This is a genomic window from Pseudoalteromonas agarivorans (assembly GCF_024518735.1).
In the GTDB taxonomy this organism is placed as follows: domain Bacteria; phylum Pseudomonadota; class Gammaproteobacteria; order Enterobacterales; family Alteromonadaceae; genus Pseudoalteromonas; species Pseudoalteromonas atlantica.
Genome location: NZ_JANIGJ010000016.1, coordinates 1 through 25,503, shown reverse-complemented (window position 1 = coordinate 25,503; position 25,503 = coordinate 1). Strand labels below are relative to the sequence as shown.

Genomic DNA, 25,503 nt, shown 5'->3' with positions numbered 1-25,503 from the left:
TCCCACTTATCTTGTTATTAGGTTGCCATGTTTCACGTGGAACATTTGTAGTTCTCGTTGCATGGGTTCCACCACAGCAGAAATACTTTCAGACAAAATTGAAGAAATAAAAATTTGAGAACTGCAATGAGCCAATAATTGTCCCACTTTCTCTTTTGTATCTTCGCCTAACTCTGAAGGTAGATCATCTATTAGCAATATAGATTGCTTATCTGTCTCTGACTCAATTAAACTATTTTGCGTTACTTTTAACGCATAAAGCAATAACTTCAATTGACCGCGTGAAAACGTATTCTCTACACTGTTGCCAGCGACACTAAAACTAAAATCGGCCTTATGAGGGCCTTTACTTGTAAAACCTTGGCGAGCGTCTCGCTCAAAGTTTTGCTCTAATGCATCACTCAAAGACTCACTGTCTTTCCAGCCTGCATTAAAGTTGATTTCTAAATCGCGTATAAGCGTTAATTCTGCACACATTTTATCAAAAAACTGCTGCTTAAACCTACTTATATACGCCATTCTTAATTTATTTATTTGTTCTGCCAGTCTAACAAATTCTTTGTCCCAAAACCTAATTTGGTCAAAATAATTCTTTGGCTTACTTTTTAATAATGCATTGCGTTGTTTAAGCACTTTATTAAACGATTGCCATAAATAAAAAAACTCATGTTCCACGTGGAACAAACCCAAATCTAAAAACTTACGTCGCTCTTTCGGGCCACCAAAAAACAATGAATAGCTTTCGGGTGTAATAATTTGCACAGGCATTAACTGTGCAAGTTCAGAGATTTTTCTACTGGCTTTGCCTTGTATTTTTAAATTAGTTTCACCACTTTGGGTTTTACTAATTCCAATAGGAATAGACAAGTCGTGTAGCGCTTTGCGGCCATGTATTACAAACTGATCTTGCTGATGTTGAATAATACTTTTATGTTTAGGTGTTCGAAAAGATTTGCCGTGAGAAAGGTAATAAATAGCCTCTAAAAGGCTGGTTTTTCCGCTGCCGTTTTCACCATAAATTATATTAACGCCGTTGACTGGTTCTAGCGTCAGTGCCTCAATATTACGAAAATACTTGAGGCTCAAGTGACTTAAACTCATTTATAATGGGTATCTTATAATCGCATAGGCATAACCACGTACATTGCTTCTTCATCGCCCGCACCTTCAATAAGTGCACTGCTGTTTGAATCTGCTAATGTAAATAGTACATCTTCTGTTTTTAATGTATTTAGTACATCTAATACATACGATACATTAAAACCAATTTCTAGCTCATCACCCTCATACATTACTTCTACTATTTCCTCAGCCTCTTCTTGCTCAGGGTTATTAGCCGTAATTTTAAGTAAGCCATTGGCAAGGTTTAAACGCACACCTCTAAATTTTTCGTTAGATAAAATAGACACACGTTGAAACGCATTACGTAACCATTCACGGTTAGCGGTAATTACTTTATCTCCACCACGCGGTAATACGCGGCGATAATCAGGGAAGCGGCCATCTACTAACTTACTTGTAAAAGTAAATTCCACATCGATAATACGAATATGGTTAGCGCCAAATTGAATAGTAACTAATTCTTCATCGGCAACCATAAGGCGCATAATTTCTTGCACACCTTTGCGCGGTATTATTAATTGGCGCTGCGTATTTAACGATTGGCCTAATTCTTTTTGCGCTATTGCCAAACGGTGGCCATCGGTGGCCACTGTTTTAATGTCGCTATTATCTACTTCAAACGACATGCCATTTAAGTAATAGCGAACGTCTTGGTTAGCCATTGAAAAATGCGTGCTTTCAAGTAATTTACGTAACTCTAAACGCGTTAGCTGAAACTCAACCTCGCCATCCCACTGCTCTAAATTAGGAAAGTCTTCCGCGGCAAGCGTAGTAAGTGAAAAGCGGCTTTTACCACTGGTTAAAAGCAGTTGGTGCTCTTGTAAGCTCAATGTAAGCTCAGAACCATCAGGCAGGCTTTTACAAATATCGAGTAATTTTTTAGCAGGTAGCGTTAACTTTGTATCGGCAATATCATCACCAACAAAAACACCTGCAACTAGTTCAATTTCAAGGTCTGTGCCTGTCATTGAAAGTTGCCCGTTTTCTACCACTAACAATACATTAGATAATATAGGTAACGTATGTTTACGTTCAATCGCACCCGATACTTGCACTAATGGCTTTAAAAATTGTTCTCTTGAAATGGTTATTTGCATAATAAAGTCAGCCCTAAGATGACAACGTTCTTATTAAATTTTGATAATCTTCTTTTATTTCGTGGCTTTCATCACGAAGTGATTTAACCTTTCTACACGCATGTAATACCGTGGTGTGGTCACGTCCACCAAATGCGTCACCAATCTCAGGTAAGCTGTGATTAGTTAATTCTTTTGATAATGCCATAGCTACCTGACGCGGCCTCGCGATAGAGCGGCTACGGCGCTTAGATAACAGATCTGACACACGTATTCTGTAATACTCAGCCACAGTGCGCTGTATGTTGTCTATAGTGACAAGTTTATCTTGTAGTGCCAATAAATCGCGCAGTGCTTCTTTTACAAAGTCGATAGAAATTGGACGCCCGGTAAAATTAGCATTAGCTATTACACGGTTAAGCGCGCCTTCTAATTCACGTACGTTTGAGCGTAATTTTTTAGCGATAAAAAAAGCGACTTCGTGCGGTAAATTAATTTTACTCTGCTGCGCTTTTTTCATCAAAATGGCAACGCGCGTTTCAAGCTCTGGCGGCTCTATAGCAATCGTTAAACCCCAACCAAATCGTGATTTAAGCCTGTCTTCTACGCCCTCAATTTCTTTTGGGTAGCGGTCAGAGGTTAAAATAATTTGCTGATTACCTTCTAATAATGCATTAAAGGTATGAAAAAACTCTTCTTGTGAGCGCTCTTTATTAGCAAAAAATTGAATATCATCAATCATTAGCGCATCTACACTACGGTAATAACGTTTAAATTCTTCAATGGCGTTATTTTGTAGTGCTTTTACCATGTCTTGCACAAAACGCTCAGAATGCATGTAAACAATTTTAGCATCGGGCTTGTTAGCCATAATGCCATTACCTACTGCATGTAATAAGTGAGTTTTACCTAAGCCTGTGCCGCCGTAAATAAATACTGGGTTAAAGGCAGAGCCAGGGTTATCTGCAACTTGTGTTGCAGCCGCTTTTGCTAGCTGGTTAGATTTACCCTCAACAAAGCTGTCAAAGGTATAGTTATCTTTTATATTAGATTTATAGCCTGATTTAGGCGCAGGCTCTACTGCTGCTTTTTGTTCTACAGGTTGCTGTTTAGCAGGTGCCTGTGAACTAGGTGATGCAGGGGCTTCAACACTTGGCGCCGCCGCTTGAGTATTTAGTAGTGGTTTACTACCTACATCAAAACGTAATTCGGGCGCTTCATCACCACAAATTTCTACCAGTAACTCATTAATACGGTTTAAATACTTTTCTCTTACCCAATCAAGAACAAAGCGATTAGGTGCGTAAATCGTTAAGGTATCTTCGGTACTTTCTGCTTGTAGTGGTCTTACCCACATACTGAATTGTTGCGAAGGCAACTCATCTTGCAATACATATAAACAACTTTGCCAAACCGACAGATACACAGTTAAACTCCCAGAGGTATAATTTTTATTCCCGCACATCAATAATGATTAAAAATCATGCATTTATTGCGTTCAATTGGCCAGCTACCCGACCCAAGACCGGGTATTATGAAGGCACTTTATCCACAAGTAAAAGATTGATTTTTATAAAATTGTTGATATCAGTGTATAAATATCTTAACAGACTGATTTATAGCGACTTTTATTTTAAAGCCTGATAACAGATCATAACAAAAACACACTGAGATCGCGAACCAATTTTACGATCTAAATGAGTTTTCCCATGCTTTTATTCACTTTTTAAACACCAGCTGTGGAAAACTTCTTAATTATGATGATCCTAGTTGATCACCCTACTTTATTACGATCCACATTCTTTTAGTCACACTCGGCCATTAATTCGCCTTTTTGCGCAAAAGCAGACCATTTTGCTTTAAAATTAATCCATAAATATCAAGCCAGCGTACAAAAAATGTAATAAACACGGTGTTTGCAGCGCAATTATGATTGACTTTAAAGTGCTTAATCTATAATATCTCGCGCTCGCAATGGCACCTGTGCCAGGATCGCGACCTGCATAGGATGTTTTAACTTTAACCGATCGGATGAGATTGTTATGAAAAGAACTTTTCAACCTAGCGTTTTAAAACGCAAACGTGCACACGGCTTCCGTGCTCGCATGGCAACTGTAAATGGCCGTAAAGTATTAGCACGTCGCCGCGCTAAAGGCCGCAAAGTTCTTTCTGCTTAATATATAAGTGGAAGACTTTAGCTTTGGCAGGGAGTTACGTCTGTTAACTCCCTCGCATTACTCTCGCATATTTAACGAACCCGCTCGGGCTGCAACTCCTTTATTTACTCTTTTAGCTAAACCTAATGACCAAGATAAACCTAGGTTAGGACTCACTGTTGCTAAAAAACGTGTAAAAAAGGCATGCCAACGTAACCGTATTAAACGACTCGCTCGCGAAAGTTTTCGTTTAAATCAACACACCATCGATAATATCGATATTGTGCTTATGGTAAAAAGTGGTATTGATGAGCAGTCTAACGAAGAAATAACCAAACAACTTACAAAGCTGTGGCGTAAAATAAATGAACGCTGCAAACCTGGTGCACCTAAACCACCACCTTTTAAAAAACGCCCAAACAAATCAGCTAAATCTAATAAACAAACCCGATAGCAATAGAATTGCAGGGTTAATTAGGGTATCTTTAGCTCACCTTTTAATCATGCGTTTAAAATCTCTAATTGAGCCTTTAAATACATGGTATCTATTCACTAAATATACGCAGGGGTATAAACACCATGAGGTTACTTAAACCACTTGTTGCTATTCCAAAGCGTTGTTTAGTGTTATTTATCCGCGGTTATCAAATGTGGATAAGCCCACTACTAGGCCCGCATTGTCGTTTTAATCCAAGCTGCTCTCATTACGCTATTCACGCAATTAATTTGCATGGATTTGTAAAAGGGAGTTGGTTAGCACTTAAACGCATATTAAAATGCCATCCTTTACATTCAGGCGGAGAAGACCCCGTTCCTGAAAAATTAACCCGTATTAACCACCAACACGAGAAATAAGAGCTGTTATGGAATCGCAACGCACGTTTTTATTAATCGGTTTAATGTTAGTGTCGTTTTTATTATTTCAAGAATGGAATAATGACTACAACACTCCTAAAGCCGATCCTAGTGCCACTACACAAACACTAAACACAACGTCACCAGAGTCAGATGATTACATACCGTCATCGTCAGATTCAGGTTTACCTGCTTCGGCTACCGCTGCTAAGCGTTCAGTTATTGACATTACGACTGACGTTTTCAAAGTAAAAATAGACACCAAAGGCGGTGACATTGTTGAAGCAGACTTACTCCAATATGAGGAAGTAAAAGGTGAAGAAACACCATTTATGCTTCTAGGCGAGTTTGATGGCAATCAATACTTCTCACAAAGTGGTTTAATTGGTTTAAATGGCCCAGACGCATCAGCGAATGGTCGCCCTACTTACCAAGCAACGCAAAAAGCCTACACGCTAAGCGGTGATGAGCTACGTGTACCACTTACCTATGTTGATAGTAATGGCGTTAGCTTCACTAAAACATACGTATTTAAAAAAGGTCAATACGATGTAGGCCTAGAGTACACAATAAATAATGCGACAAGTGCGCCAGTGCAAGTACAGCTATACACGCAAATTAAGCGTACCGTACAAGAAAAAGGCAGCTTAGTAGATCAAAACTATTTAGGTGCAGCTTACGGTACTGATGAAGAGTCGTACGAAAAATACAGCTTTTCAGATATGGCTGACAAAAACCTAAATAAAAACACCCAAGGCGGTTACGTTGCATTTATTCAGCATTACTTTGTAAGTGCATGGGTACCTAAGCAAGACGAAACACACACGCTTTACAGCTTAATTACTAAAAGTAATGCCGCTATTATTGGTACAAAAGCAGCGCCTATAAATGTACAAGCCGGCAGCGAGCAAACTCTTAATGCGACTTACTACATGGGTCCTAAAGAGTCAGATATTCTTGAAGCGATTCACCCAGATTTAGACTTAACTGTAGATTACGGTTGGTTATGGTTTATTTCGCAGCCTTTATTTGTACTTCTTAAATGGTTACACAGCATTTTAGGTAACTGGGGTGTCGCTATTATTGCCATCACTATTATCGTTAAATCATTAATGTACCCACTGACTAAAGCGCAATACACGTCAATGGCTAAAATGCGTGCCCTTCAGCCTAAAATGGCTGCCCTAAAAGAAAAATATGGTGATGACCGTCAAAAGTTCGGCCAAGCTACTATGGAAATGTACAAAAAAGAAAAAGTTAACCCTATGGGTGGCTGTTTCCCTATTTTGCTACAAATGCCAATTTTCTTAGCGCTATTTTACGTATTCTTAGAATCAACAGAGCTGCGCCATGCAGAGTTCATTCTTTGGCTAACTGACCTTTCTACAAAAGACCCATACTACGTATTACCAATATTATTTGGTGCAAGTATGTTTGTGACGCAAAAACTACAACCAATGACGGTTACCGATCCAATGCAGCAAAAAATGATGACCTTTATGCCGGTTATCTTCTCTGTATTCTTCTTATGGTTCCCATCTGGTTTAGTACTTTACTGGTTAGTGTCTAACCTTATTTCTATTGTCCAGATGCTTATCATCTACCGTGGCATGGAAAAGCAAGGTATAAAAGTAAGAGGCTAGCTTAACGGCTACTCATATATATAAAGGCGACTTAGGTCGCCTTTTTTATTGCCTATTTTTTACCACAGCTATTCGCTACCAATAAATGCATAGGTTACAATAGCGCCATTAAAGTTACTCTCGTTGGCAAATAAATAGCATGATCAATCAAGACACAATTGCAGCACAAGCGACCGCTCCTGGGCGTGGTGGCGTAGGTATAATTCGGGTTTCTGGCAGCCTTGCTAAAAGCGTGGCCGAAAAAATAATAGGTAAAGTACCTAAGCTTCGCTATGCCGACTACGTCCCTTTTAAAAGTTTAAGCGGCGAGCAACTCGACCAAGGTATCGCTATTTATTTTGCAGGGCCAAATTCATTTACCGGCGAAGACGTACTTGAGCTGCAAGGTCACGGCGGCCCTGTTGTACTCGACATGCTATTAAAAGAAATTAGCCAAATAGAAGGCGTTCGCTTAGCTAAGCCTGGTGAGTTTTCTGAGCGCGCTTTTATGAACGACAAGCTTGATTTAACCCAAGCAGAGGCTATCAGCGATTTAATTAATGCAACCTCAGAGCAAGCTGCTAAAAGCGCCCTACAGTCGCTACAAGGTGAGTTTTCTAAACACATTGAAACCCTAGTAGAAAAAGTTATTCATTTACGTATGTATGTAGAGGCAGCCATTGACTTCCCTGATGAGGAAATTGATTTTTTATCCGATGGCAAAGTATCGGGCGATTTAGATGCCATTATCAGCCAATTACACACAGTAACGAGCCAAGCTAAGCAAGGCAGTATTATGCGCGAAGGTATGCGCGTTGTTATCGCAGGGCGCCCTAATGCGGGTAAATCAAGCCTACTTAATGCCCTAGCAGGACGCGAAGCTGCCATAGTAACCGAAATAGCCGGTACTACTCGCGACGTACTACGTGAGCACATTCATATTGATGGCATGCCACTGCATATTATCGATACCGCAGGTCTACGTGAAAGCCCAGACCGCGTTGAACAAATAGGTATAGAGCGCGCGTGGGATGAAATAAACCAAGCTGACCGCGTGTTGTTTATGCTTGATGGCACCGACACCACCGACACCGACCCACACGCAATTTGGCCTGAGTTTATGGCAAAATTACCGCAAGGTATGGGTGTTACCGTTATCAGAAATAAAGCCGATTTATCGGGCGATGCAGTAGGTATGGATGAAAACCAACAATACCCAGTAATTAGTTTAAGCGCTAAAAATGCGCAAGGTATTGAGCTCGTACGCGACCACTTAAAAGCCTGTATTGGCTTTCAGGGCGCAACAGAAGGTGGATTTATGGCGCGTCGCCGCCATTTAGATGCACTTGAACATGCGGCCTATCACTTAGATACTGGTAAAACGCAGTTAGAAATGCACGTCGCCGGCGAAATATTAGCCGAAGAGCTACGCTTAACGCAGCAGTACTTAAACGAAATAACCGGTGAATTTACCTCAGACGACCTACTAGGCAAAATATTTAGCTCGTTCTGTATTGGTAAATAACTCGCTAAAGCAGCATAAAATAACACTTACTTTAGGGCACATTAGTGCCCTTTTTTATGCCCGGTATAAAAATTTAAAAAGCTAAAATGGAGCTAAAATTAAATAAAAACGCGCCTGATTTTAGCGTATTCAACTCACCTGTTTAATCTCTTACAGTATAAAAATACACCACGTTAAGCGCGTAATTGGCGCTCGATATAGCTTAAAAAAGTACCAATATGACGCTAAAAAGCATCCTTAAGTAGATCGTTTTAACTACGGTTTGTGAATTTATAAGCAAAAGTAACCGGTACTATTAAGGCCTACGCCCTCGTTTTTAATTGATCCACCAGCAAAACTCCTCGCTGAACTTGAAAAATAATAAGACTAATTAAAAAAGGTTATCCACAATCGCCTACTTTATGGCTAATAAAACAAAAATAGCGGCACATTTATAAGCTTAAACCGTCACGATCTATAAAAAAGCGTGGTTTATTACACTTATTTTCACTTTTTTAGGGCAGATCTGCTTAATCGGATCGTTTTTAAAAATTATTTTTGATCGCCTTTTTAAGTTATCAACAAGATTACTATCCACATTATGATCAACAACAGCTTAGCTATATAAAAACGTGGGCTGGTGGCCTCACTTATAATAAAAAATCAATGACTTAGCTTTATTTCGATCTACAAAGCATACTAGTTAAGCAGAGCTTTCCCCAACCTTATCAACAACTTGATCAGAAGATTACATTTAAATAGTTTTTGTTAATTCATTAATATTCAATAACTTATACAAGCGATTACAGCAAAGAGTAAAAACAACTCAAAAATAGTTATACAAAATTACAAAGGTTTTCTTTACTGCAAGCCTAACTCAGTTATCATAGCGGGCAAATAAGTAATGTGTGATCAGTTTAAATATGAGTTCTGTAAATATAATCGTTGGTAGTCAAATGGGATCTGCAGAATATGTAGCAGAACAACTATGTGATGAGTTAAATAACCAAGGTATAAGTGCTGAACTACATGATCAACCTAATTTATCTGATATTGATCAACACAATACAATCTGGCTTATATGCACATCGACCTATGGCGCGGGTGATTACCCCGACAACCTTTTACCATTTATTGAGCAGCTAAATCAGCAAAGTGACTTATCTGCAATTAAATATTCAGTCATTGGCTTAGGCGATACCAGCTACGACACCTATAACCTTGCTGGGCGTAATATAAATAGTTTAATGGCCAGCAAAGGTGCAACATGCATAGCACCAAGGCTTGAACTAAATATTCTTGATGAGGCATTACCCGAAGATACCGCCCTAGAGTGGTTAGATTCGTGGATAGAGAAAACACAATTAAAGTAATGTGATCGATTAAAATGCATAAACTAAGTTACCCACAATTTACTAATAATTTAATAGCTTTTGTGGATAACCGCTGATCAAACTGCGTTTTTAAGCATGCTTATCCATGGGATAAGATCCAATCGATATTGGGCTGTGTATAAACCCCCTTTTTGATCAGAGCTTATTTGCCTGATGATCCGATCATATTAACACCTTTAGATCTGATCTAATTTTATGTTTTAAATGAATAAATAGAGCTTATCAACAGAAAACCCGATCACTAGTAGTAATAGTATTAAAAGATCTCTTTAAAAGATCCTTTATATTATAAGTGATCAGTGACTTAGATCTTGCCCACTGTTTAATCATTTATCTTCTGCTAATTTCTAGGTAGAATACGCTCCCTTTTGAAGTTTACTGGTTTGATTAAGTAGGATCCCATTAATGATTTTTCACGAAAAGTTTGACGTTATCGTAGTAGGTGGTGGACATGCAGGCACTGAAGCCTCATTGGCTGCTGCACGTATGGGGATGAATACCCTGCTGCTAACTCATAATATGGATACACTTGGTCAAATGTCTTGCAACCCTGCAATTGGTGGCATAGGCAAAGGCCATTTGGTTAAAGAAATTGATGCGCTAGGCGGTGCTATGGCACAGGCTATTGATAAAGGCGGTATTCAATTTCGTACCTTAAATTCTTCAAAGGGACCTGCTGTTCGTGCAACTCGAGCACAAGCTGATCGCGCTTTATACAAAGCAGCAATTCAAAACACATTACAAAACCAAGAAAACCTAAAAATATTTCAACAATCGTGTGATGATCTTATCGTTGAAAACGACAAAGTTGTTGGCGTAGTAACCCAAATGGGACTACGTTTTAGCGCACCTAGTGTTGTATTAACCGTAGGTACTTTCTTAGGTGGCCAAATACATATTGGTTTAGAGAATTTTAAAGGTGGTCGTGCAGGCGATCCCCCTTCAATTGCACTTGCTGATCGTTTACGTGAATTACCTTTTAGAGTAGACCGTTTAAAAACAGGTACTCCACCACGTATTGATGCCCGTACAGTTGATTTTAGCAAGATGCAAGAACAACCAGGTGATGCGCCTACACCGGTATTTTCGTTTATTGGTAAACAAAGCGATCACCCACAGCAAATACCGTGCTATATCACCTACACAAACGAAAAAACCCATGAGGTTATTCGTAACAATTTACATCGCTCGCCTATGTACTCTGGCGTAATTGAAGGTATAGGACCACGTTACTGCCCTTCAATAGAAGATAAAATTGTGCGCTTTGCTGATAAAGACAAGCACCAAATATTTGTAGAGCCTGAAGGTTTAACATCGTACGAGCTTTACCCTAACGGTATTTCAACCAGCTTACCTTTTGATGTGCAGTTACAAATTGTGCAATCTATAGATGGTTTTGAAAACGCACATATTTGTCGCCCTGGTTATGCTATTGAATATGATTTCTTTGACCCACGTGATTTAAAACAGTCATTAGAAACCAAATTTATCGACGGATTATTTTTTGCAGGCCAAATAAATGGTACTACTGGTTACGAAGAAGCCGGTGCACAAGGTTTAATAGCCGGCATGAACGCCGCTTTACAAGTACAAGGCAAAGATGCATGGACTCCACGTCGTGATGAAGCGTACGTGGGCGTACTAATAGACGACTTAGCAACGCTTGGTACAAAAGAACCGTACCGTATGTTTACTAGCCGTGCGGAATACCGTTTATTATTGCGTGAAGATAACGCTGATATTCGCTTAACAGAAAAAGGCCGTGAACTTGGTTTAGTTAACGATGAGCGCTGGCAGGCATTTAACGAAAAAATGGAAGTGATCGAAAAAGAGAAACAGCGTATTAAAGAAACCTGGATCCACAAAGATCATGCTGTGGTTGATCAAGTAAACGCCTTATTAAAAACACCGCTTACTCGTGAAGCAAGTTTAGAGGATCTACTTCGTCGTCCAGAAATTCGTTACGACGATTTAATGGCTATTGATGGGCTTGGATCTGAGTTTACAAACCAAGCTGCACTTGAACAAGTTGAGATCCATACTAAATACGCAGGCTACATTGCGCGCCAGCAAGATGAGATCAATAAACAGCTTCGTCATGAAGAAACCATTTTGCCTAAAGAGTTCGATTACTCAACGGTATCGGGTTTATCAAACGAGGTAGTTGCTAAGTTAACGGATGCGCGTCCAGACACTATTGGCCAAGCTTCTCGTATTTCTGGTATCACCCCAGCGGCGATTTCGCTATTATTAGTGTATCTGAAGAAGCAAGGCTTATTACGCAAAACTGCGTAATGGTAAAGGTAAACTGTGTTACAGCAACAATTAACAACATTGTTAGCGCAAACTGATATTGCGCTAACCGAAAAACAACAACAGCAATTAGTTAAATACGTTGAGTTACTAAACAAATGGAACAAAGCGTATAATTTAACGTCTGTACGCTTACCAGAAGAAATGATGATTAAGCACATTATGGATAGCTTAGTTGTTGCACCTCATTTACCCGGTCATCATTATATTGATGTAGGCACAGGTCCTGGCTTACCAGGTATTGTATTAGCTATTGCACTACCTGATACGCAATTTGTATTGCTTGATAGCTTAGGCAAACGCGTTCGCTTTTTAATGCAAGTTAAACACGAGCTCGGGCTAAATAATGTCACCCCTGTGCAGTCAAGAGTTGAAGAATATCAACCAAGTGTTAAATTAGATGGCGTACTAAGTCGTGCGTTTGCTTCACTGCAAGATATGGTTGATTGGTGTTCACACTTAATTGATCACTCAGGCAAATTTATAGCGCTTAAAGGTGTGTTTCCTAGCGAAGAGCTAGAGTCGCTACCTGAGGGTGTAAAATTTGAAGATAAAATCTCGCTAGTAGTGCCTGAACTTGATGCACAACGACATTTAATTATTCTTTCTAAAGACTAGGGATCAGAGACATAGTGGCAAAAGTCATCGCATTAGCAAATCAAAAAGGCGGCGTTGGTAAAACAACAACGGCTGTTAATCTCGCTGCATCTATGGCTGCAACGAAGCGTAAAGTGCTGTTAATAGATCTCGACCCCCAAGGCAACGCTACGATGGGTAGCGGTGTAGACAAATACGGCGATGTCGCCACCATTTACGATTTACTCATTGAAGAAAAACCTATGGATGAGGTGATAATCACCGAAACCTCGGGTGAGTATCATATGATAGCGGCCAACGGCGATGTAACCGCAGCCGAAGTAAAATTAATGGAATTGTTTGCACGCGAAGTACGCCTTCGTAATGCGCTTGAAAAAATACAAGATAAATACGAATTTATTTTTATCGACTGCCCGCCTTCACTAAATATGTTAACAGTAAACGCCATGGCTGCTGCTGATTCTATTTTAGTACCTATGCAATGTGAATATTATGCGCTTGAAGGGTTAACCGCATTAATGGACACTATTACGCAACTTGCAAAGTTAGTTAACCCTAACTTACAAATTGAAGGCATTCTTCGTACTATGTACGATCCGCGCAATCGATTAGCAAATGATGTATCAGAACAATTAAAACAACATTTTGGCGATAAAGTATACCGCACCGTGATCCCACGTAATGTGCGTCTTGCCGAGGCACCTAGTTTTGGTGCACCAGCAATGTACTACGACCGCGCATCAAGTGGCGCAAAAGCCTACTTAGCACTTGCGGGCGAAATGCTACGCAGAAAAGAAAAAACAGCGCCGGTAGTCGCCTAACTTTAAGGTAAAAAAATAACATGTCTGCTAAAAAACGAGGTTTAGGCCGAGGACTCGATGCCCTTTTAAGTTCATCAAAACCAGCGCCGAGCTCAAGCAAGGAACAAGACACAGTAAATGTGACTGAAGCTGTACAAACTGCAGCACAGCCCGTTGCGAATGAATTGCAAAAGCTGCCTATTGAGTTTTTACACTCAGGAAAATACCAGCCTCGTAAAGATATGTCTGAAGAAGCGCTTGAGGAGTTAGCAAGCTCTATCCGCTCTCAAGGCATTATTCAGCCAATTGTGGTGCGCCCAGTTGCAGAAAATAGCTTTGAAATAATAGCCGGTGAGCGCCGTTGGCGTGCTGCACAAATAGCAAAGCTTGAAAGCGTACCTTGTATTGTAAAAGATGTGCCAGATGAAGCCGCCGTTGCTATTGCGCTGATAGAAAATATTCAGCGTGAAGATTTAAACGCAATGGAAGAAGCTATCGCTTTAAACAGATTATTGAATGAATTTGAATTAACGCACCAGCAAGTTGCCGATGCGGTGGGTAAATCGCGCACTACCGTGACCAATTTACTACGATTAAACAATTTAAATAGTGATGTTAAAATTCTGTTAGAGCATGGCGACATAGAAATGGGCCACGCACGCTGTTTATTAGCACTTGAAGGTGAAGCACAATCTGACGCTGCAAGATTAGCCGTTGCTAAAGCGCTAACTGTTCGCGAAACCGAAAAGTTAGTACGCTCAATTTTAGAGCCGGTTGCTGCTAAAGAAGCACCTGAAAAAGACCCAGATGTTAAGCGTTTAGAGCAAAAATTAGCCGACAACTTAGGGGCTAAAGTAGAAATAAATTATAACGCGAAAGGCAAAGGTAAGTTGGTTATTTCTTACACCAATTTAGATGAGCTTGATGGCATTTTAAATCGTATAAATCACAGCAATACCGACCATTAAAATTTTACATGTCCGATAAGAGACATTTGTAGCTATTTTGTGTTACAAAGCGTCTACTCAAGTTGCAAAACTGGTAGGATTAAGTATAATTTCGCCAGTTTTCACACCCTAACAATTAGAACGCCATAAAGGTTAACTAAACGTGACTAATAAGTTAGCAAGACCTTATAGGCTTGCCGCATTTAAATTAATTTGTCTTCAGGGTATCGTAGCACTTGTAGCTGCAGTAATTATTTTTGTTGGTTGGGGAGTAAACGCCAGCGTATCAGCACTTGCCGGTAGCAGCGTAGCAATACTTCCCCACCTAGTATTTGCGCTTTATGCATTCAGATATATGGGTGCAAGCAAAGCAAATCAAGCGTATACCTCGTTAAAACGCGGTAACGGATTAAAATTTATGCTAACAATCGTATTGTTTGCACTGATACTCAAGTCAACCACGGTCGTTTTAGTGCCGTTTTTTTGTGTTTACGTATTTGTGCTCTTTACTGGATTGTTTGCACCCGTTTTTTTTAAACATTAACTTTTGGGATATAACATGGCTGCAGAAGAAGTTACTATATCAAGCCATATCCAGCATCACTTAACAAACGCTAAGATGTGTATGACCGACTCAGGTCTTGCCTTCAACAAAGCGTGTGCAGACAGTGGTTTCTGGACATGGAATATAGATACCCTCGCATGGTCAATCGGACTTGGTCTATTATTTTTATGGACCTTCCGAAGCGCCGCAAAGAAAGCACACACCGGAGTACCGGGTAAATTTCAATGTTTTATTGAAATGATTATTGAGTTCGTTGGTGACAACGTACGTGACACTTACCACGGTAAAAGCAAATTAATTGCTCCATTAGCCTTAACAATTTTTGTTTGGGTGTTCTTAATGAACTTAATGGATTTAATCCCAGTTGATTTCTTACCTGCACTTGCTGGTTTTGTTGGTGAACAAGCCTTTGGCATGGACTCACACGACGTTTACATGAAAATTGTACCTACCACAGACATAAACTTAACCGCTGCGTTAGCACTGGGTGTGTTTATTCTGATGATTGGTTACTCTATTAAAATTAAAGGGGTTGGTGGCTTCATTAAAGAGCTTACACTTCACCCGTTTAGCTCTAATAGCAAAGTGGCTATGATTTTCTTAATTCCTTGTAATTTATTACTAGAAACAATCGCTCTAGTGTCTAAGCCTTTCTCGTTAGCACTGCGTTTATTCGGTAACTTATACGCTGGTGAATTGATATTCATACTTATCGGCGCAGTTGGTTTTATGCAACTTCCGTTGCACTTTGTTTGGGCTGTATTCCATATCTTAGTAATCGTGTTACAAGCATTCGTATTTATGATGCTAACCATTGTTTACCTAAGCATGGCAAGTTCAGACAATCACTAATTTATACACTTTTTATATTTAACTTTAACAATTGAAACTTTGGAGAAAAAAATGGAACTAGTATTAGGTCTTAAGTACATCGCAGTTGCTTTACTTATCGGCTTCGGTGCAATCGGTACTGCTATCGGCTTCGGTAACATGGGTGGTAAATTCCTAGAAGCATGTGCGCGTCAGCCTGAACTTGCACCTTCATTACAAGTTAAGATGTTCATCCTAGCTGGTCTAATCGATGCGGTAGCAATGATCGGTGTTGGTATCGCAATGGTAATCCTGTTCGTACTTTAATTTTATTTTTTGAACAGCTTACTATTTTAAGGAGGAGCGGTCGTGAACATAACAGCCACTCTTATCGGTGAATTAATTGCGTTTACGGTGTTTGTACTATTTTGTATGAAATATGTATGGCCACCACTTAATGATGCAATTGAGTCTCGCCAGAAGAAAATTGAAGATGGTTTAGCTGCCTCTGATAGAGCCGAAAAAGACTTAGAACTTGCGCAACAAAAAGCTGCAGAACAGCTTAAAGATGCAAAAGCTCAAGCGGCTGATATCATTGAACAAGCTAAAAAGCGTGCCGTGCTTATTGTTGACGAAGAAACTGTTCGTGGACAAGAAGAGCGTGAAAAAATTATTGCTCAAGGGCACTCTGAAATTGAATCAGAGCGTAACCGTGTAACAGAAGAGCTACGTAAGCAAGTAGCAACTCTGGCAGTGGTTGGCGCTGAAAGAATTTTAGAGCGTGAAATCAATCAAGCCGCACATAGTGACATCGTTGAAAAACTTGTCGCTGAGCTGTAATTAGGAGGGTATGAGCATGTCTGAATTGACTACTATCGCTCGCCCATACGCTAAAGCGGCTTTTGAACTTGCCGTTGAAAAAGGCACGATAGAAAGCTGGAATGACATGTTGTTTTTTGCAGGCGAAGTTGCCAGCAATGAACAAGCATCAGCCATTCTAGCTGGATTGCCTACTGCTACAGCACAAGCAGAGTTATTTATTAACTTATGTGCTGAGCAGCTCAACGAACAAGGTCAGAACCTAGTTAAGGTGATGGCTGAAAATGGACGTTTGATTGCACTGCCTGAGGTTGCTCAGTTATTCGCTGCGTTTAAAGCAGAGTATGACAAAGAAATCGACGTAGATGTGATTTCGGCAACCCCTCTTGCTGCAGCGCAGCAAGAGTCATTGGTAGCGACACTTGAAAAACGTTTCGCACGCAAAGTTAAGCTGAATTGTAGTGAAGACGCTGCAGTTGTTGGCGGCCTTATTATTAAGGCGGGTGACACTGTAATCGACGGCTCAGTACGCGGTAAATTAAACCGCTTAGCCACAACACTACAATCGTAATTGGGAAAAAGAGCATGCAACTTAATTCCACTGAAATTTCAGATCTGATCAAACAACGTATTGAGCAGTTCGAAGTTGTAAGTGAAGCTCGTAACGAAGGTACTATCGTATCTGTTACTGACGGTATCATCCGCATCCACGGTCTAGCTGACTGTATGCAAGGTGAGATGATTGAGCTTCCAGGCAACCGTTATGCTATCGCACTAAACCTTGAGCGTGACTCAATTGGTGCAGTAGTTATGGGTCCTTACGCTGACCTTACTGAAGGCGTAAAAGTATACACAACTGGTCGTATCTTAGAAGTTCCTGTTGGTGCTGGCTTACTTGGTCGTGTTGTAAACACACTAGGTGCTCCTATCGACGGTAAAGGCGCTTTAGATAACGACGGTTTTGAACCTGTAGAAAAAATTGCACCAGGTGTAATCGAGCGTCAATCTGTAGATGAGCCAGTTCAAACTGGTTACAAATCTATTGATGCGATGATTCCAGTTGGTCGTGGTCAGCGTGAGCTTGTAATCGGTGACCGCCAAACAGGTAAAACTGCACTAGCAATCGATGCAATCATCAACCAAAAGAACACAGGCGTTAAGTGTGTGTACGTAGCGGTTGGCCAAAAAGCATCTACTATTGCTAACGTAGTACGTAAATTAGAAGAGCACGGTGCACTTGCAAATACTATCGTAGTTGTAGCATCTGCTTCTGAGTCTGCGGCACTTCAGTACTTAGCACCGTTCTCGGGCTGTACTATGGGTGAATACTTCCGTGACCGTGGTGAAAACGCATTAATCGTATATGATGATTTATCTAAGCAAGCTGTTGCTTACCGTCAAATCTCATTACTACTTAAGCGTCCACCAGGTCGTGAAGCATACCCAGGTGACGTATTCTACCTTCACTCGCGTCTTTTAGAGCGTGCATCGCGTGTAAACGCTGATTACGTTGAAAAGTTCACTAATGGTGAAGTGAAAGGACAAACTGGTTCATTGACGGCATTGCCAATCATTGAAACTCAAGGCGGCGACGTTTCTGCGTTCGTACCGACAAACGTTATCTCTATCACCGATGGTCAGATCTTCTTAGAAACTGACTTATTCAACTCAGGTATCCGTCCGGCAGTAAATGCTGGTATCTCGGTATCGCGTGTTGGTGGTGCTGCACAAACTAAAATCGTTAAGAAACTAGGTGGCGGTATCCGTCTAGCCCTAGCTCAGTACCGTGAATTAGCTGCGTTCTCGCAGTTCGCGTCTGACCTTGATGATGCAACTCGTGCTCAACTTGAGCATGGTGAGCGTGTAACAGAGCTAATGAAGCAGAAACAGTACGCACCAATGTCTGTTGCTGAAATGTCTTTGTCGTTATTTGCAGCTGAGAAAGGTTATCTTAAAGATATCGAAATCTCTAAAATTATGGATTTCGAAGCAGCTTTACTTTCTTATGCAAGTAGCACATACGCAGAGCTTGTGGCTCAAATCAATGAAACTGGTAACTACAACGCCGAGATCGAAGCGCAGCTTAAAGAACTTCTTGAGAAGTTCAAGTCTACGCAAACTTGGTAATTTAGTTATTAATGGTGCGCTTTAGTTTACTAAAGCACACCTTGATTCGGAGAGAGAGTCATGGCCAGCGGAAAAGAGATTAAAAGCAAGATCGGGAGTATTAAAAATACTCAAAAGATCACTAGCGCAATGGAAATGGTTGCTGCGTCTAAAATGAAAAAGGCGCAAGAACGAGTGGCTTCAAGCCGTCCATACGCTGACAAATTACGCAAAGTAATTGGTCGTGTTGCTCAAGCAAATCTTGATTTTACTCACCCGTTCTTAGAAGAACGTGAAGTAAAACGAGTTGGTTATATTGTTATCTCTACAGACCGTGGTCTATGTGGCGGCTTAAACTCAAATGAGTTTAAAAAAGTTGCATTAGACATTAAAGCGTGGAAAGAAAAAGGTGTGGACGCTGAGTTTGCAACTTTAGGTAGCAAAGCAGCTAGCTTCTTTCAACGTTTTGGCGGTCAAGTGCTTGCTAAAAAAGCAGGCCTTGGAGATAAGCCTTCAGTACAAGACGTTATTGGTCCTGTAAAAATTATGCTAGATGCATTCTCAGAAGGTAAAATTGACCGTTTATTCCTGGTATATAACAACTTCGTTAATACCATGAAGCAAGAACCAACAATTGACCAGTTACTCCCTTTGCCAAAAGCTGAAGAAGAAGTATCTGCCCACACATGGGACTACTTATACGAGCCAGGCCCAGACGCTATATTAGAGTCTTTGCTTGTACGCTTTGTTGAGTCTCAGGTATACCAAGGTGTGGTTGAGAACGCTGCCTCTGAACAGGCTGCCCGTATGGTTGCAATGAAAGCTGCAACAGATAATGCCGGCGACCTTATGGATGAGTTACAGCTTGTTTATAACAAGGCCCGCCAAGCGGCAATCACACAAGAAATTAGTGAGATTGTTTCTGGTTCAGCCGCAGTTTAATGCTTCAGGCAAAGATTAACGAGAGGAATAGACATGAGTTTAGGTAAGGTCGTCCAAATTATCGGTGCCGTTGTGGATATTGAGTTTTCTCAAGACAACGTGCCAGCCGTATATGACGCGCTAAAAGTAACAGATGGCGATTTAGCTGGTTTGACTTTAGAAGTTCAACAACAGCTAGGTGGCGGTGTTGTTCGTACTATCGCACTAGGTACTACTGACGGTTTACGTCGTGGCGCAGCGGTAGAAAATACAGGTGAAGCGATTCAAGTTCCAGTTGGTAAAGCAACGCTTGGTCGTATCATGAACGTACTTGGTGAGCCAATCGATGAAGCTGGCCCAATCGGCGAAGAAGACCGTATGTCTATTCACCGTGCAGCGCCTTCATACGAAGAGCAATCAAGTTCAGTAGAACTTTTAGAAACTGGTATCAAGGTAATCGACCTTGTATGTCCATTTGCTAAAGGTGGTAAAGTTGGTTTATTCGGTGGTGCCGGTGTAGGTAAAACCGTAAACATGATGGAACTTATCCGTAACATCGCAATCGAGCACAGCGGCTACTCAGTATTCGCAGGTGTTGGTGAGCGTACTCGTGAGGGTAACGATTTCTACCATGAGATGAACGATTCAAACGTACTTGATAAAGTATCGCTTGTATACGGTCAGATGAACGAGCCTCCTGGTAACCGTTTACGCGTAGCGTTAACTGGTCTTACTATGGCTGAGAAGTTCCGTGACGAAGGTCGCGATGTACTTTTCTTCGTAGATAACATCTACCGTTACACGCTTGCTGGTACAGAAGTATCTGCACTTCTTGGTCGTATGCCGTCAGCGGTAGGTTATCAGCCTACACTTGCTGAAGAAATGGGTGTACTTCAAGAGCGTATCGCTTCAACGAAGACAGGTTCAATTACATCAATCCAAGCGGTATACGTACCTGCGGATGATTTAACGGATCCATCTCCAGCAACTACCTTTGCTCACTTAGATGCAACAGTCGTACTTTCACGTGATATCGCATCACTTGGTATCTACCCAGCGGTAGACCCACTTGATTCATCTTCACGTCAACTTGACCCATTAGTAATTGGTCAAGAGCACTACGATACAGCACGTGGCGTTCAAACAGTTCTTCAGCGTTACAAAGAACTTAAAGACATCATTGCTATCCTAGGTATGGACGAGCTTTCTGACGAAGATAAGCAACTTGTATCTCGTGCACGTAAAATCCAGCGTTTCCTATCTCAGCCATTCTTCGTGGCAGAGGTATTTACAGGTGCGCCAGGTAAATACGTTTCACTAAAAGACACAATTGCTGGCTTTAAAGGCATTCTAAGCGGTGAATTTGATGACCTTCCAGAGCAAGCGTTCTACATGGTTGGCTCTATCGAAGAAGCTCAAGAAAAAGCTAAAAGCATGTAATTAGGAGGGTAGTATGGCAGCTATGACTGTACATCTTGACGTAGTAAGCGCAGAGCAGAGCTTGTTCTCTGGTCTAGTTGAATCGATTCAAGTATCTGGTAGTGAAGGTGAGCTTGGTGTTAATGCCGGTCACGCCCCACTACTAACTGCCCTTAAACCTGGTATGGTACGTTTAGTTAAGCAACATGGTGAAGAAGAACTCATCTACATTGCTGGCGGTACACTAGAAGTTCAACCGAACATAGTAACCGTACTTGCTGATACAGCTGTTCGTGGTGAAGACCTAGACGAGCAAGCCGCAGAGCAAGCTAAGCGTGACGCAGAAAGCCAAATGGCTAATGCGTCAGCTGCTGAATTTGATTATCAAAAAGCAGCTATGCAACTAGCAGAAGCTATTGCACAACTTCGCGTAATTCAGCAATTACGTAAAAAGTAAGCCTATCCGGTTTTTAAAAGCCCACGTTATGTGGGCTTTTTTGTGCCTGTAATTTGGCTTTACACTTATATCGGTTAGCAAAGCTAGTTACAATAAGTGTAATTATTATGAATAGTTTGTTTATGATAGATTCAGCCATTATTTTTTATAATACGGCTGAGTATGTATACATGGAGTGACATGCGTAATCTAGTTAAGCTACTTTCATTAACTCCTCACTAAAACAACGGAAAAAGGAAATTGTTTTAATGGCTCTAACAACAGTAATTCTTGCTGCGGGTAAAGGTACTCGTATGCGCTCTGCTCTACCAAAAGTACTGCATAAAGTGGCAGGTAAACCTATGGTGCAGCATGTTATAGATAACGCAAAGGCACTTGGTGCAACCACCACTAACTTAGTTTACGGGCACGGCGGCGAACTATTACAACAACAACTTGCTGATAACGACGTAAACTGGGTACTGCAAGCAGAACAACTTGGTACTGGCCACGCAGTAGCACAAGCAAACCCTCATATTAATGATGACGACACTGTACTTGTTTTATACGGCGATGTACCCCTTACAAAGCAATCAACACTTGAGCGCTTACTAGCCGCAACCCCTGAAAATGGCTTAGCAGTACTCACAGTTAATTTGGTTAACCCAAATGGCTACGGCCGCATGCTACGAGAAGAGGGCAAGCTTGTAGGTATTATTGAGCAAAAAGATGCAAGCGCTGAGCAGCTACTTATCAGCGAAGTAAACACCGGCATTATGGCGGTAAATGGCAAACTTTTAAAAACATGGTTAGGCAATCTATCTAACAATAATGCGCAAGGCGAATACTACCTTACAGATATCGTTGCTATGGCGCACAGTGAAGGTGTAGAAATCACCTCAGCACAGCCCGAACATGCAATGGAAGTTGAAGGCGCAAACAACCGCGTACAACTTGCAGGCCTAGAGCGTGCTTATCAAGCATGGCAAGCAGAAGAGTTAATGTTAAATGGTGCCACCCTAGCCGACCCTGCTCGTATTGATGTACGTGGCAATGTTAAAACAGGCGAAGACGTATTAATTGATATAAACGTTATTTTTGAAGGTAATGTAACCCTAGGCAATAACGTACAAATTGGCCCTAACTGCGTACTTAAAAACTGTACCATAGGCGATAACGTTGTAATAAAAGCGAATACCCTAATTGAAGATGCAAGCGTAGCGGCTAAATGTACGCTGGGGCCTTATGCTCGCCTGCGCCCTGGTGCGGTAATGGAAGAAGACTCGCACATTGGTAACTTTGTAGAGATGAAAAAAACCCGCTTAGGTAAAGGCTCTAAAGCAAACCACTTAAGTTACTTAGGCGATGCTGAAATTGGCGAAAAAGTGAATATAGGCGCAGGTACTATTACCTGTAACTACGATGGAGTTAATAAAGCAAAAACCATTATTGGTGATAACGCCTTTATTGGTTCAAATTCATCACTTGTTGCCCCAGTACACATTGGTGCAACAGCAACTGTAGGTGCAGGCTCTGTGATCACCAGTACAGTTGAAGATGAGCAGCTTGCAATAGCACGCTCTAAACAGCGTAATTTAACGGGCTGGAAACGCCCGGTTAAAAAATAATAAGTTAATACCTATTTGAAGCGAGTTTAACACTCGCTTTTTTATTGCCGAAATCTAATGAAAATAAAAGTGCCATAGCTTTGTCATACCTGTGTGTTGTTATTTTGTTCAATACCACACTAAGGAAAATAACAATGTTAAAAAGGTCACTTATAGCACTTTCACTCATATCAATATTAACGGGTTGCTCACTAGATGGAGATGACGGCCAAGACGGCACGCAAGGTATCCAAGGGGAGCAAGGCACAGCGGGTCAAAATGGTACTAACGGTACTAATGCAAACTCTGCGTTAAATATAAGTTTAGTAGGCCGCGCTGTACTTAATGCCCAAAGCCCCGAAGGTGCATCCGAAATAGTCGCATATCAAGCATCTAAAAAGTGGATTTACGCCATTAACAGCTCTGGTGATGAAGCCGTTGTTAATATTATACCCGCCGACACTTTTGATACGACGGCCCTTGTTCAAGATAACGAAGGGATAGTGAGTACAACTAACCTAAGATCAACCATTACCCTTACCTTAAACGACAACACCCCAGGCGATGCCAACAGCATAGCAATAGATGAAAACAACCAAATGCTAGCTGTGGCTATGGCTGCTAAAAATGTGGGCGAAGCGGGTCAAATTGCATTTTACGACATAAGCGGCGATACACCCGCCTTCATAAAAAATGTACCAGCGGGCTTTTTACCAGACATGGTGACTTTTAACCACGACGGTACAAAAGTAGTTGTAGCCAACGAAGGTGAACCTAATGGCGATTACAGTATCGACCCAGAAGGCTCTGTGAGCATAATTAATATAGTAGAAGGTGTAGTAGCTGATACGGCAACTAATATTGACTTTACTACTTACAATAGTCAGCAAGCTGAGCTTGAATCTGATGGATTTGTGTTTGCTAACCCTACAGGGCGCACTATTAACGGAAATGTAATAAATACGACAGTAGCTATGGATTTAGAGCCTGAGTACGTCAGCATTTCTAAAGATAACAAATATGCCTACGTATCAATTCAAGAAAATAACGGTCTCGCTATTATTAACCTAGAAGATAATAGCGTAGAGCTAAAAGCGCTAGGCTTTAAAGACTGGTCAGATTTACAAATAGATGCATCAGATAAAGACGGCGGTGTTAATTTTAAATCGTACCCAGGGCTTTATGGTATGTATCAGCCAGATACAATTTCAAGCTTTAGCTGGAAAGGCGCAAATTTTATAGTATCGGCAAATGAAGGTGATGCACGCGAGTACTTCTTTGATGTAACAGATGAAGCAGACTGCACAGCAAAGGGCGGCCTAGATTACGATGAAGATGATGGCTGTCTTGCCTATATAGATGAAAGCCGCGTTGAAGATTTAACGCTTGCAGCTAATTTTGACTACTTAAATAACGACGATGACGATATAGGCCGCTTGAAGGTAAGCACTGTAAAAGGTGATACGAATGACGACGGTCAATACGAATCGCTTTATGCCTATGGTGCACGCTCATTTACTATTTGGGACAGTAATGGGCTGGTGGTATTTGACTCAGGCGATGACATAGGTCGTATTACCGCATCGGTTCATGGTGAAGCCTTTAATAACAATGAAGATGAAAACGAAGGTGACACACGCTCAGATGATAAAGGCGCAGAACCCGAAGCGCTAACAATAGGTACGATAGACGAACGCGCTTTTGCCTTTATAGGTCTTGAGCGCATGGGCGGGATTATGGTTTACGATATTACCAACCCTTACGATGTGCAATTTGAAGATTACTTTTATAACCGTGGTGTAATAGAAGGGGCAGATATAACCGGCGACCTTGCACCCGAAGGCATGGTGTTTGTACCTGCCGAACAAAGTGCGACAGGCGAGCCACTGCTTATAATCGGTAATGAGATCTCAGGTTCTATAGCTGTATGGCAAATTGCAGCAAATTAAAACCAACAAAGCAGTACAGCGATTACTAAATGTACTGCTTTTTCTAACGCGCAAATATTAGCTGTAAAATAGCGACTTAACATGCGCGTTTTTTAATCTAAAATCAGCCTGTAGGCCTTTATTTGTATGCGTTTCATACTAAATTCATTTATTTGTCAAAAAGCTGAAATAAAACATTGACCCCCGCTCGAATCTCCCTATAATGCGACCCCACTGAGACGGGGAACGCCAGCGCATAGCGAGGCAGGAGCTGCTCACAGAGTTAAGTAAAACTTCGGTTTTAAATCTTCTAAAAAGAAAGTTTAAAATTAAGTGTTGACTCGAAAAATAAAGGATGTATTATACGCATCCCTAGCGACAACGTCGCAACGTTCTTTAACAATATAAAGCAATCATCTGTGTGGGCACTCGTACAGATTGAGTTCTAACAGCCAAGCTACTTAGGTAGTGAGGCAAACAAATTTAGAGTCTCAATTGAAACTGAG

General features: G+C 41.0%; 24 protein-coding genes. 21 read left to right on the top strand and 3 right to left on the bottom strand.

What is annotated here, in order from left to right:
• Positions 1 to 6: 6 nt before the first annotated feature.
• From recF to dnaA, 3 genes are read right to left on the bottom strand one after another with little or no spacing between them, the layout of a single operon-like run.
• Positions 7 to 1,101 carry a DNA replication/repair protein RecF gene (gene recF, locus NQT65_RS19435; protein ID WP_024032132.1) on the bottom strand — a complete coding sequence of 365 codons (1,095 nt, stop codon included), beginning with the start codon at positions 1,099 to 1,101 and terminating at the stop codon, positions 7 to 9.
• A gap of 14 nt (positions 1,102 to 1,115) precedes the next feature.
• Positions 1,116 to 2,219 (bottom strand): DNA polymerase III subunit beta, encoded by a 1,104-nt coding sequence (dnaN, locus tag NQT65_RS19430; RefSeq protein ID WP_029772814.1) that lies wholly within the window; start codon positions 2,217 to 2,219, stop codon positions 1,116 to 1,118.
• Between the two features lie 13 nt (positions 2,220 to 2,232).
• On the bottom strand, positions 2,233 to 3,624 hold the full coding sequence (dnaA, locus tag NQT65_RS19425) for a chromosomal replication initiator protein DnaA (protein ID WP_004588059.1): 1,392 nt from the start codon (positions 3,622 to 3,624) through the stop codon (positions 2,233 to 2,235).
• A gap of 616 nt (positions 3,625 to 4,240) precedes the next feature.
• On the opposite strand from dnaA, the gene rpmH reads away from it, so the two are divergent.
• From rpmH to NQT65_RS19320, 21 genes are all read left to right on the top strand, one after another.
• Positions 4,241 to 4,375 (top strand): 50S ribosomal protein L34, encoded by a 135-nt coding sequence (gene rpmH / locus NQT65_RS19420; protein ID WP_004335215.1) that lies wholly within the window; start codon positions 4,241 to 4,243, stop codon positions 4,373 to 4,375.
• A 7-nt stretch (positions 4,376 to 4,382) separates the two neighbouring features.
• Positions 4,383 to 4,808 carry a ribonuclease P protein component gene (rnpA, locus tag NQT65_RS19415; protein WP_029772813.1) on the top strand — a complete coding sequence of 142 codons (426 nt, stop codon included), beginning with the start codon at positions 4,383 to 4,385 and terminating at the stop codon, positions 4,806 to 4,808.
• 125 nt (positions 4,809 to 4,933) lie between these two features.
• A complete protein-coding gene (yidD, locus tag NQT65_RS19410) occupies positions 4,934 to 5,209 on the top strand; it encodes a membrane protein insertion efficiency factor YidD (RefSeq protein ID WP_126008698.1) in 276 nt (91 codons plus the stop codon).
• An 8-nt stretch (positions 5,210 to 5,217) separates the two neighbouring features.
• A complete protein-coding gene (yidC, locus tag NQT65_RS19405; protein ID WP_126008696.1) occupies positions 5,218 to 6,852 on the top strand; it encodes a membrane protein insertase YidC in 1,635 nt (544 codons plus the stop codon).
• A gap of 139 nt (positions 6,853 to 6,991) precedes the next feature.
• A complete protein-coding gene (gene mnmE, locus NQT65_RS19400) occupies positions 6,992 to 8,356 on the top strand; it encodes a tRNA uridine-5-carboxymethylaminomethyl(34) synthesis GTPase MnmE (protein ID WP_004588063.1) in 1,365 nt (454 codons plus the stop codon).
• A 902-nt stretch (positions 8,357 to 9,258) separates the two neighbouring features.
• Positions 9,259 to 9,708 carry an FMN-binding protein MioC gene (gene mioC / locus NQT65_RS19395; RefSeq protein WP_004588064.1) on the top strand — a complete coding sequence of 150 codons (450 nt, stop codon included), beginning with the start codon at positions 9,259 to 9,261 and terminating at the stop codon, positions 9,706 to 9,708.
• 426 nt (positions 9,709 to 10,134) lie between these two features.
• On the top strand, positions 10,135 to 12,024 hold the full coding sequence (gene mnmG, locus NQT65_RS19390) for a tRNA uridine-5-carboxymethylaminomethyl(34) synthesis enzyme MnmG (RefSeq protein WP_054983815.1): 1,890 nt from the start codon (positions 10,135 to 10,137) through the stop codon (positions 12,022 to 12,024).
• 15 nt (positions 12,025 to 12,039) lie between these two features.
• A complete protein-coding gene (gene rsmG / locus NQT65_RS19385; RefSeq protein WP_004588066.1) occupies positions 12,040 to 12,660 on the top strand; it encodes a 16S rRNA (guanine(527)-N(7))-methyltransferase RsmG in 621 nt (206 codons plus the stop codon).
• Positions 12,661 to 12,674: 14 nt separating this feature from the next.
• The gene (locus tag NQT65_RS19380) at positions 12,675 to 13,460 is read left to right on the top strand and encodes a ParA family protein (protein WP_004588067.1); all 786 of its coding nucleotides are present in this window, start codon (positions 12,675 to 12,677) and stop codon (positions 13,458 to 13,460) included.
• Between the two features lie 20 nt (positions 13,461 to 13,480).
• On the top strand, positions 13,481 to 14,407 hold the full coding sequence (locus NQT65_RS19375) for a ParB/RepB/Spo0J family partition protein (protein ID WP_004588068.1): 927 nt from the start codon (positions 13,481 to 13,483) through the stop codon (positions 14,405 to 14,407).
• Between the two features lie 142 nt (positions 14,408 to 14,549).
• On the top strand, positions 14,550 to 14,930 hold the full coding sequence (locus tag NQT65_RS19370) for an ATP synthase subunit I (protein ID WP_024032126.1): 381 nt from the start codon (positions 14,550 to 14,552) through the stop codon (positions 14,928 to 14,930).
• Positions 14,931 to 14,945: 15 nt separating this feature from the next.
• Positions 14,946 to 15,803: a F0F1 ATP synthase subunit A gene (gene atpB, locus NQT65_RS19365; protein WP_256851881.1), complete on the top strand. Its 858-nt coding sequence runs from the start codon at positions 14,946 to 14,948 to the stop codon at positions 15,801 to 15,803.
• Between the two features lie 51 nt (positions 15,804 to 15,854).
• Positions 15,855 to 16,088 (top strand): F0F1 ATP synthase subunit C, encoded by a 234-nt coding sequence (gene atpE / locus NQT65_RS19360; RefSeq protein ID WP_004588071.1) that lies wholly within the window; start codon positions 15,855 to 15,857, stop codon positions 16,086 to 16,088.
• A gap of 42 nt (positions 16,089 to 16,130) precedes the next feature.
• On the top strand, positions 16,131 to 16,601 hold the full coding sequence (atpF, locus tag NQT65_RS19355; RefSeq protein ID WP_004588072.1) for a F0F1 ATP synthase subunit B: 471 nt from the start codon (positions 16,131 to 16,133) through the stop codon (positions 16,599 to 16,601).
• Between the two features lie 16 nt (positions 16,602 to 16,617).
• Positions 16,618 to 17,151: a F0F1 ATP synthase subunit delta gene (gene atpH, locus NQT65_RS19350; protein ID WP_004588073.1), complete on the top strand. Its 534-nt coding sequence runs from the start codon at positions 16,618 to 16,620 to the stop codon at positions 17,149 to 17,151.
• 14 nt (positions 17,152 to 17,165) lie between these two features.
• Positions 17,166 to 18,707, top strand: coding sequence for a F0F1 ATP synthase subunit alpha (atpA, locus tag NQT65_RS19345; RefSeq protein WP_004588074.1), 1,542 nt, complete (start codon positions 17,166 to 17,168; stop codon positions 18,705 to 18,707).
• A gap of 60 nt (positions 18,708 to 18,767) precedes the next feature.
• Positions 18,768 to 19,628 carry a F0F1 ATP synthase subunit gamma gene (gene atpG, locus NQT65_RS19340; RefSeq protein WP_004588075.1) on the top strand — a complete coding sequence of 287 codons (861 nt, stop codon included), beginning with the start codon at positions 18,768 to 18,770 and terminating at the stop codon, positions 19,626 to 19,628.
• 33 nt (positions 19,629 to 19,661) lie between these two features.
• Positions 19,662 to 21,047 (top strand): F0F1 ATP synthase subunit beta, encoded by a 1,386-nt coding sequence (gene atpD / locus NQT65_RS19335; protein WP_004588076.1) that lies wholly within the window; start codon positions 19,662 to 19,664, stop codon positions 21,045 to 21,047.
• Between the two features lie 13 nt (positions 21,048 to 21,060).
• A complete protein-coding gene (locus NQT65_RS19330; protein WP_004588077.1) occupies positions 21,061 to 21,483 on the top strand; it encodes a F0F1 ATP synthase subunit epsilon in 423 nt (140 codons plus the stop codon).
• A gap of 248 nt (positions 21,484 to 21,731) precedes the next feature.
• Positions 21,732 to 23,090 (top strand): bifunctional UDP-N-acetylglucosamine diphosphorylase/glucosamine-1-phosphate N-acetyltransferase GlmU, encoded by a 1,359-nt coding sequence (gene glmU, locus NQT65_RS19325; RefSeq protein WP_256851880.1) that lies wholly within the window; start codon positions 21,732 to 21,734, stop codon positions 23,088 to 23,090.
• Between the two features lie 134 nt (positions 23,091 to 23,224).
• A complete protein-coding gene (locus tag NQT65_RS19320; protein WP_256851879.1) occupies positions 23,225 to 25,018 on the top strand; it encodes a choice-of-anchor I family protein in 1,794 nt (597 codons plus the stop codon).
• Positions 25,019 to 25,503: the final 485 nt, after the last annotated feature.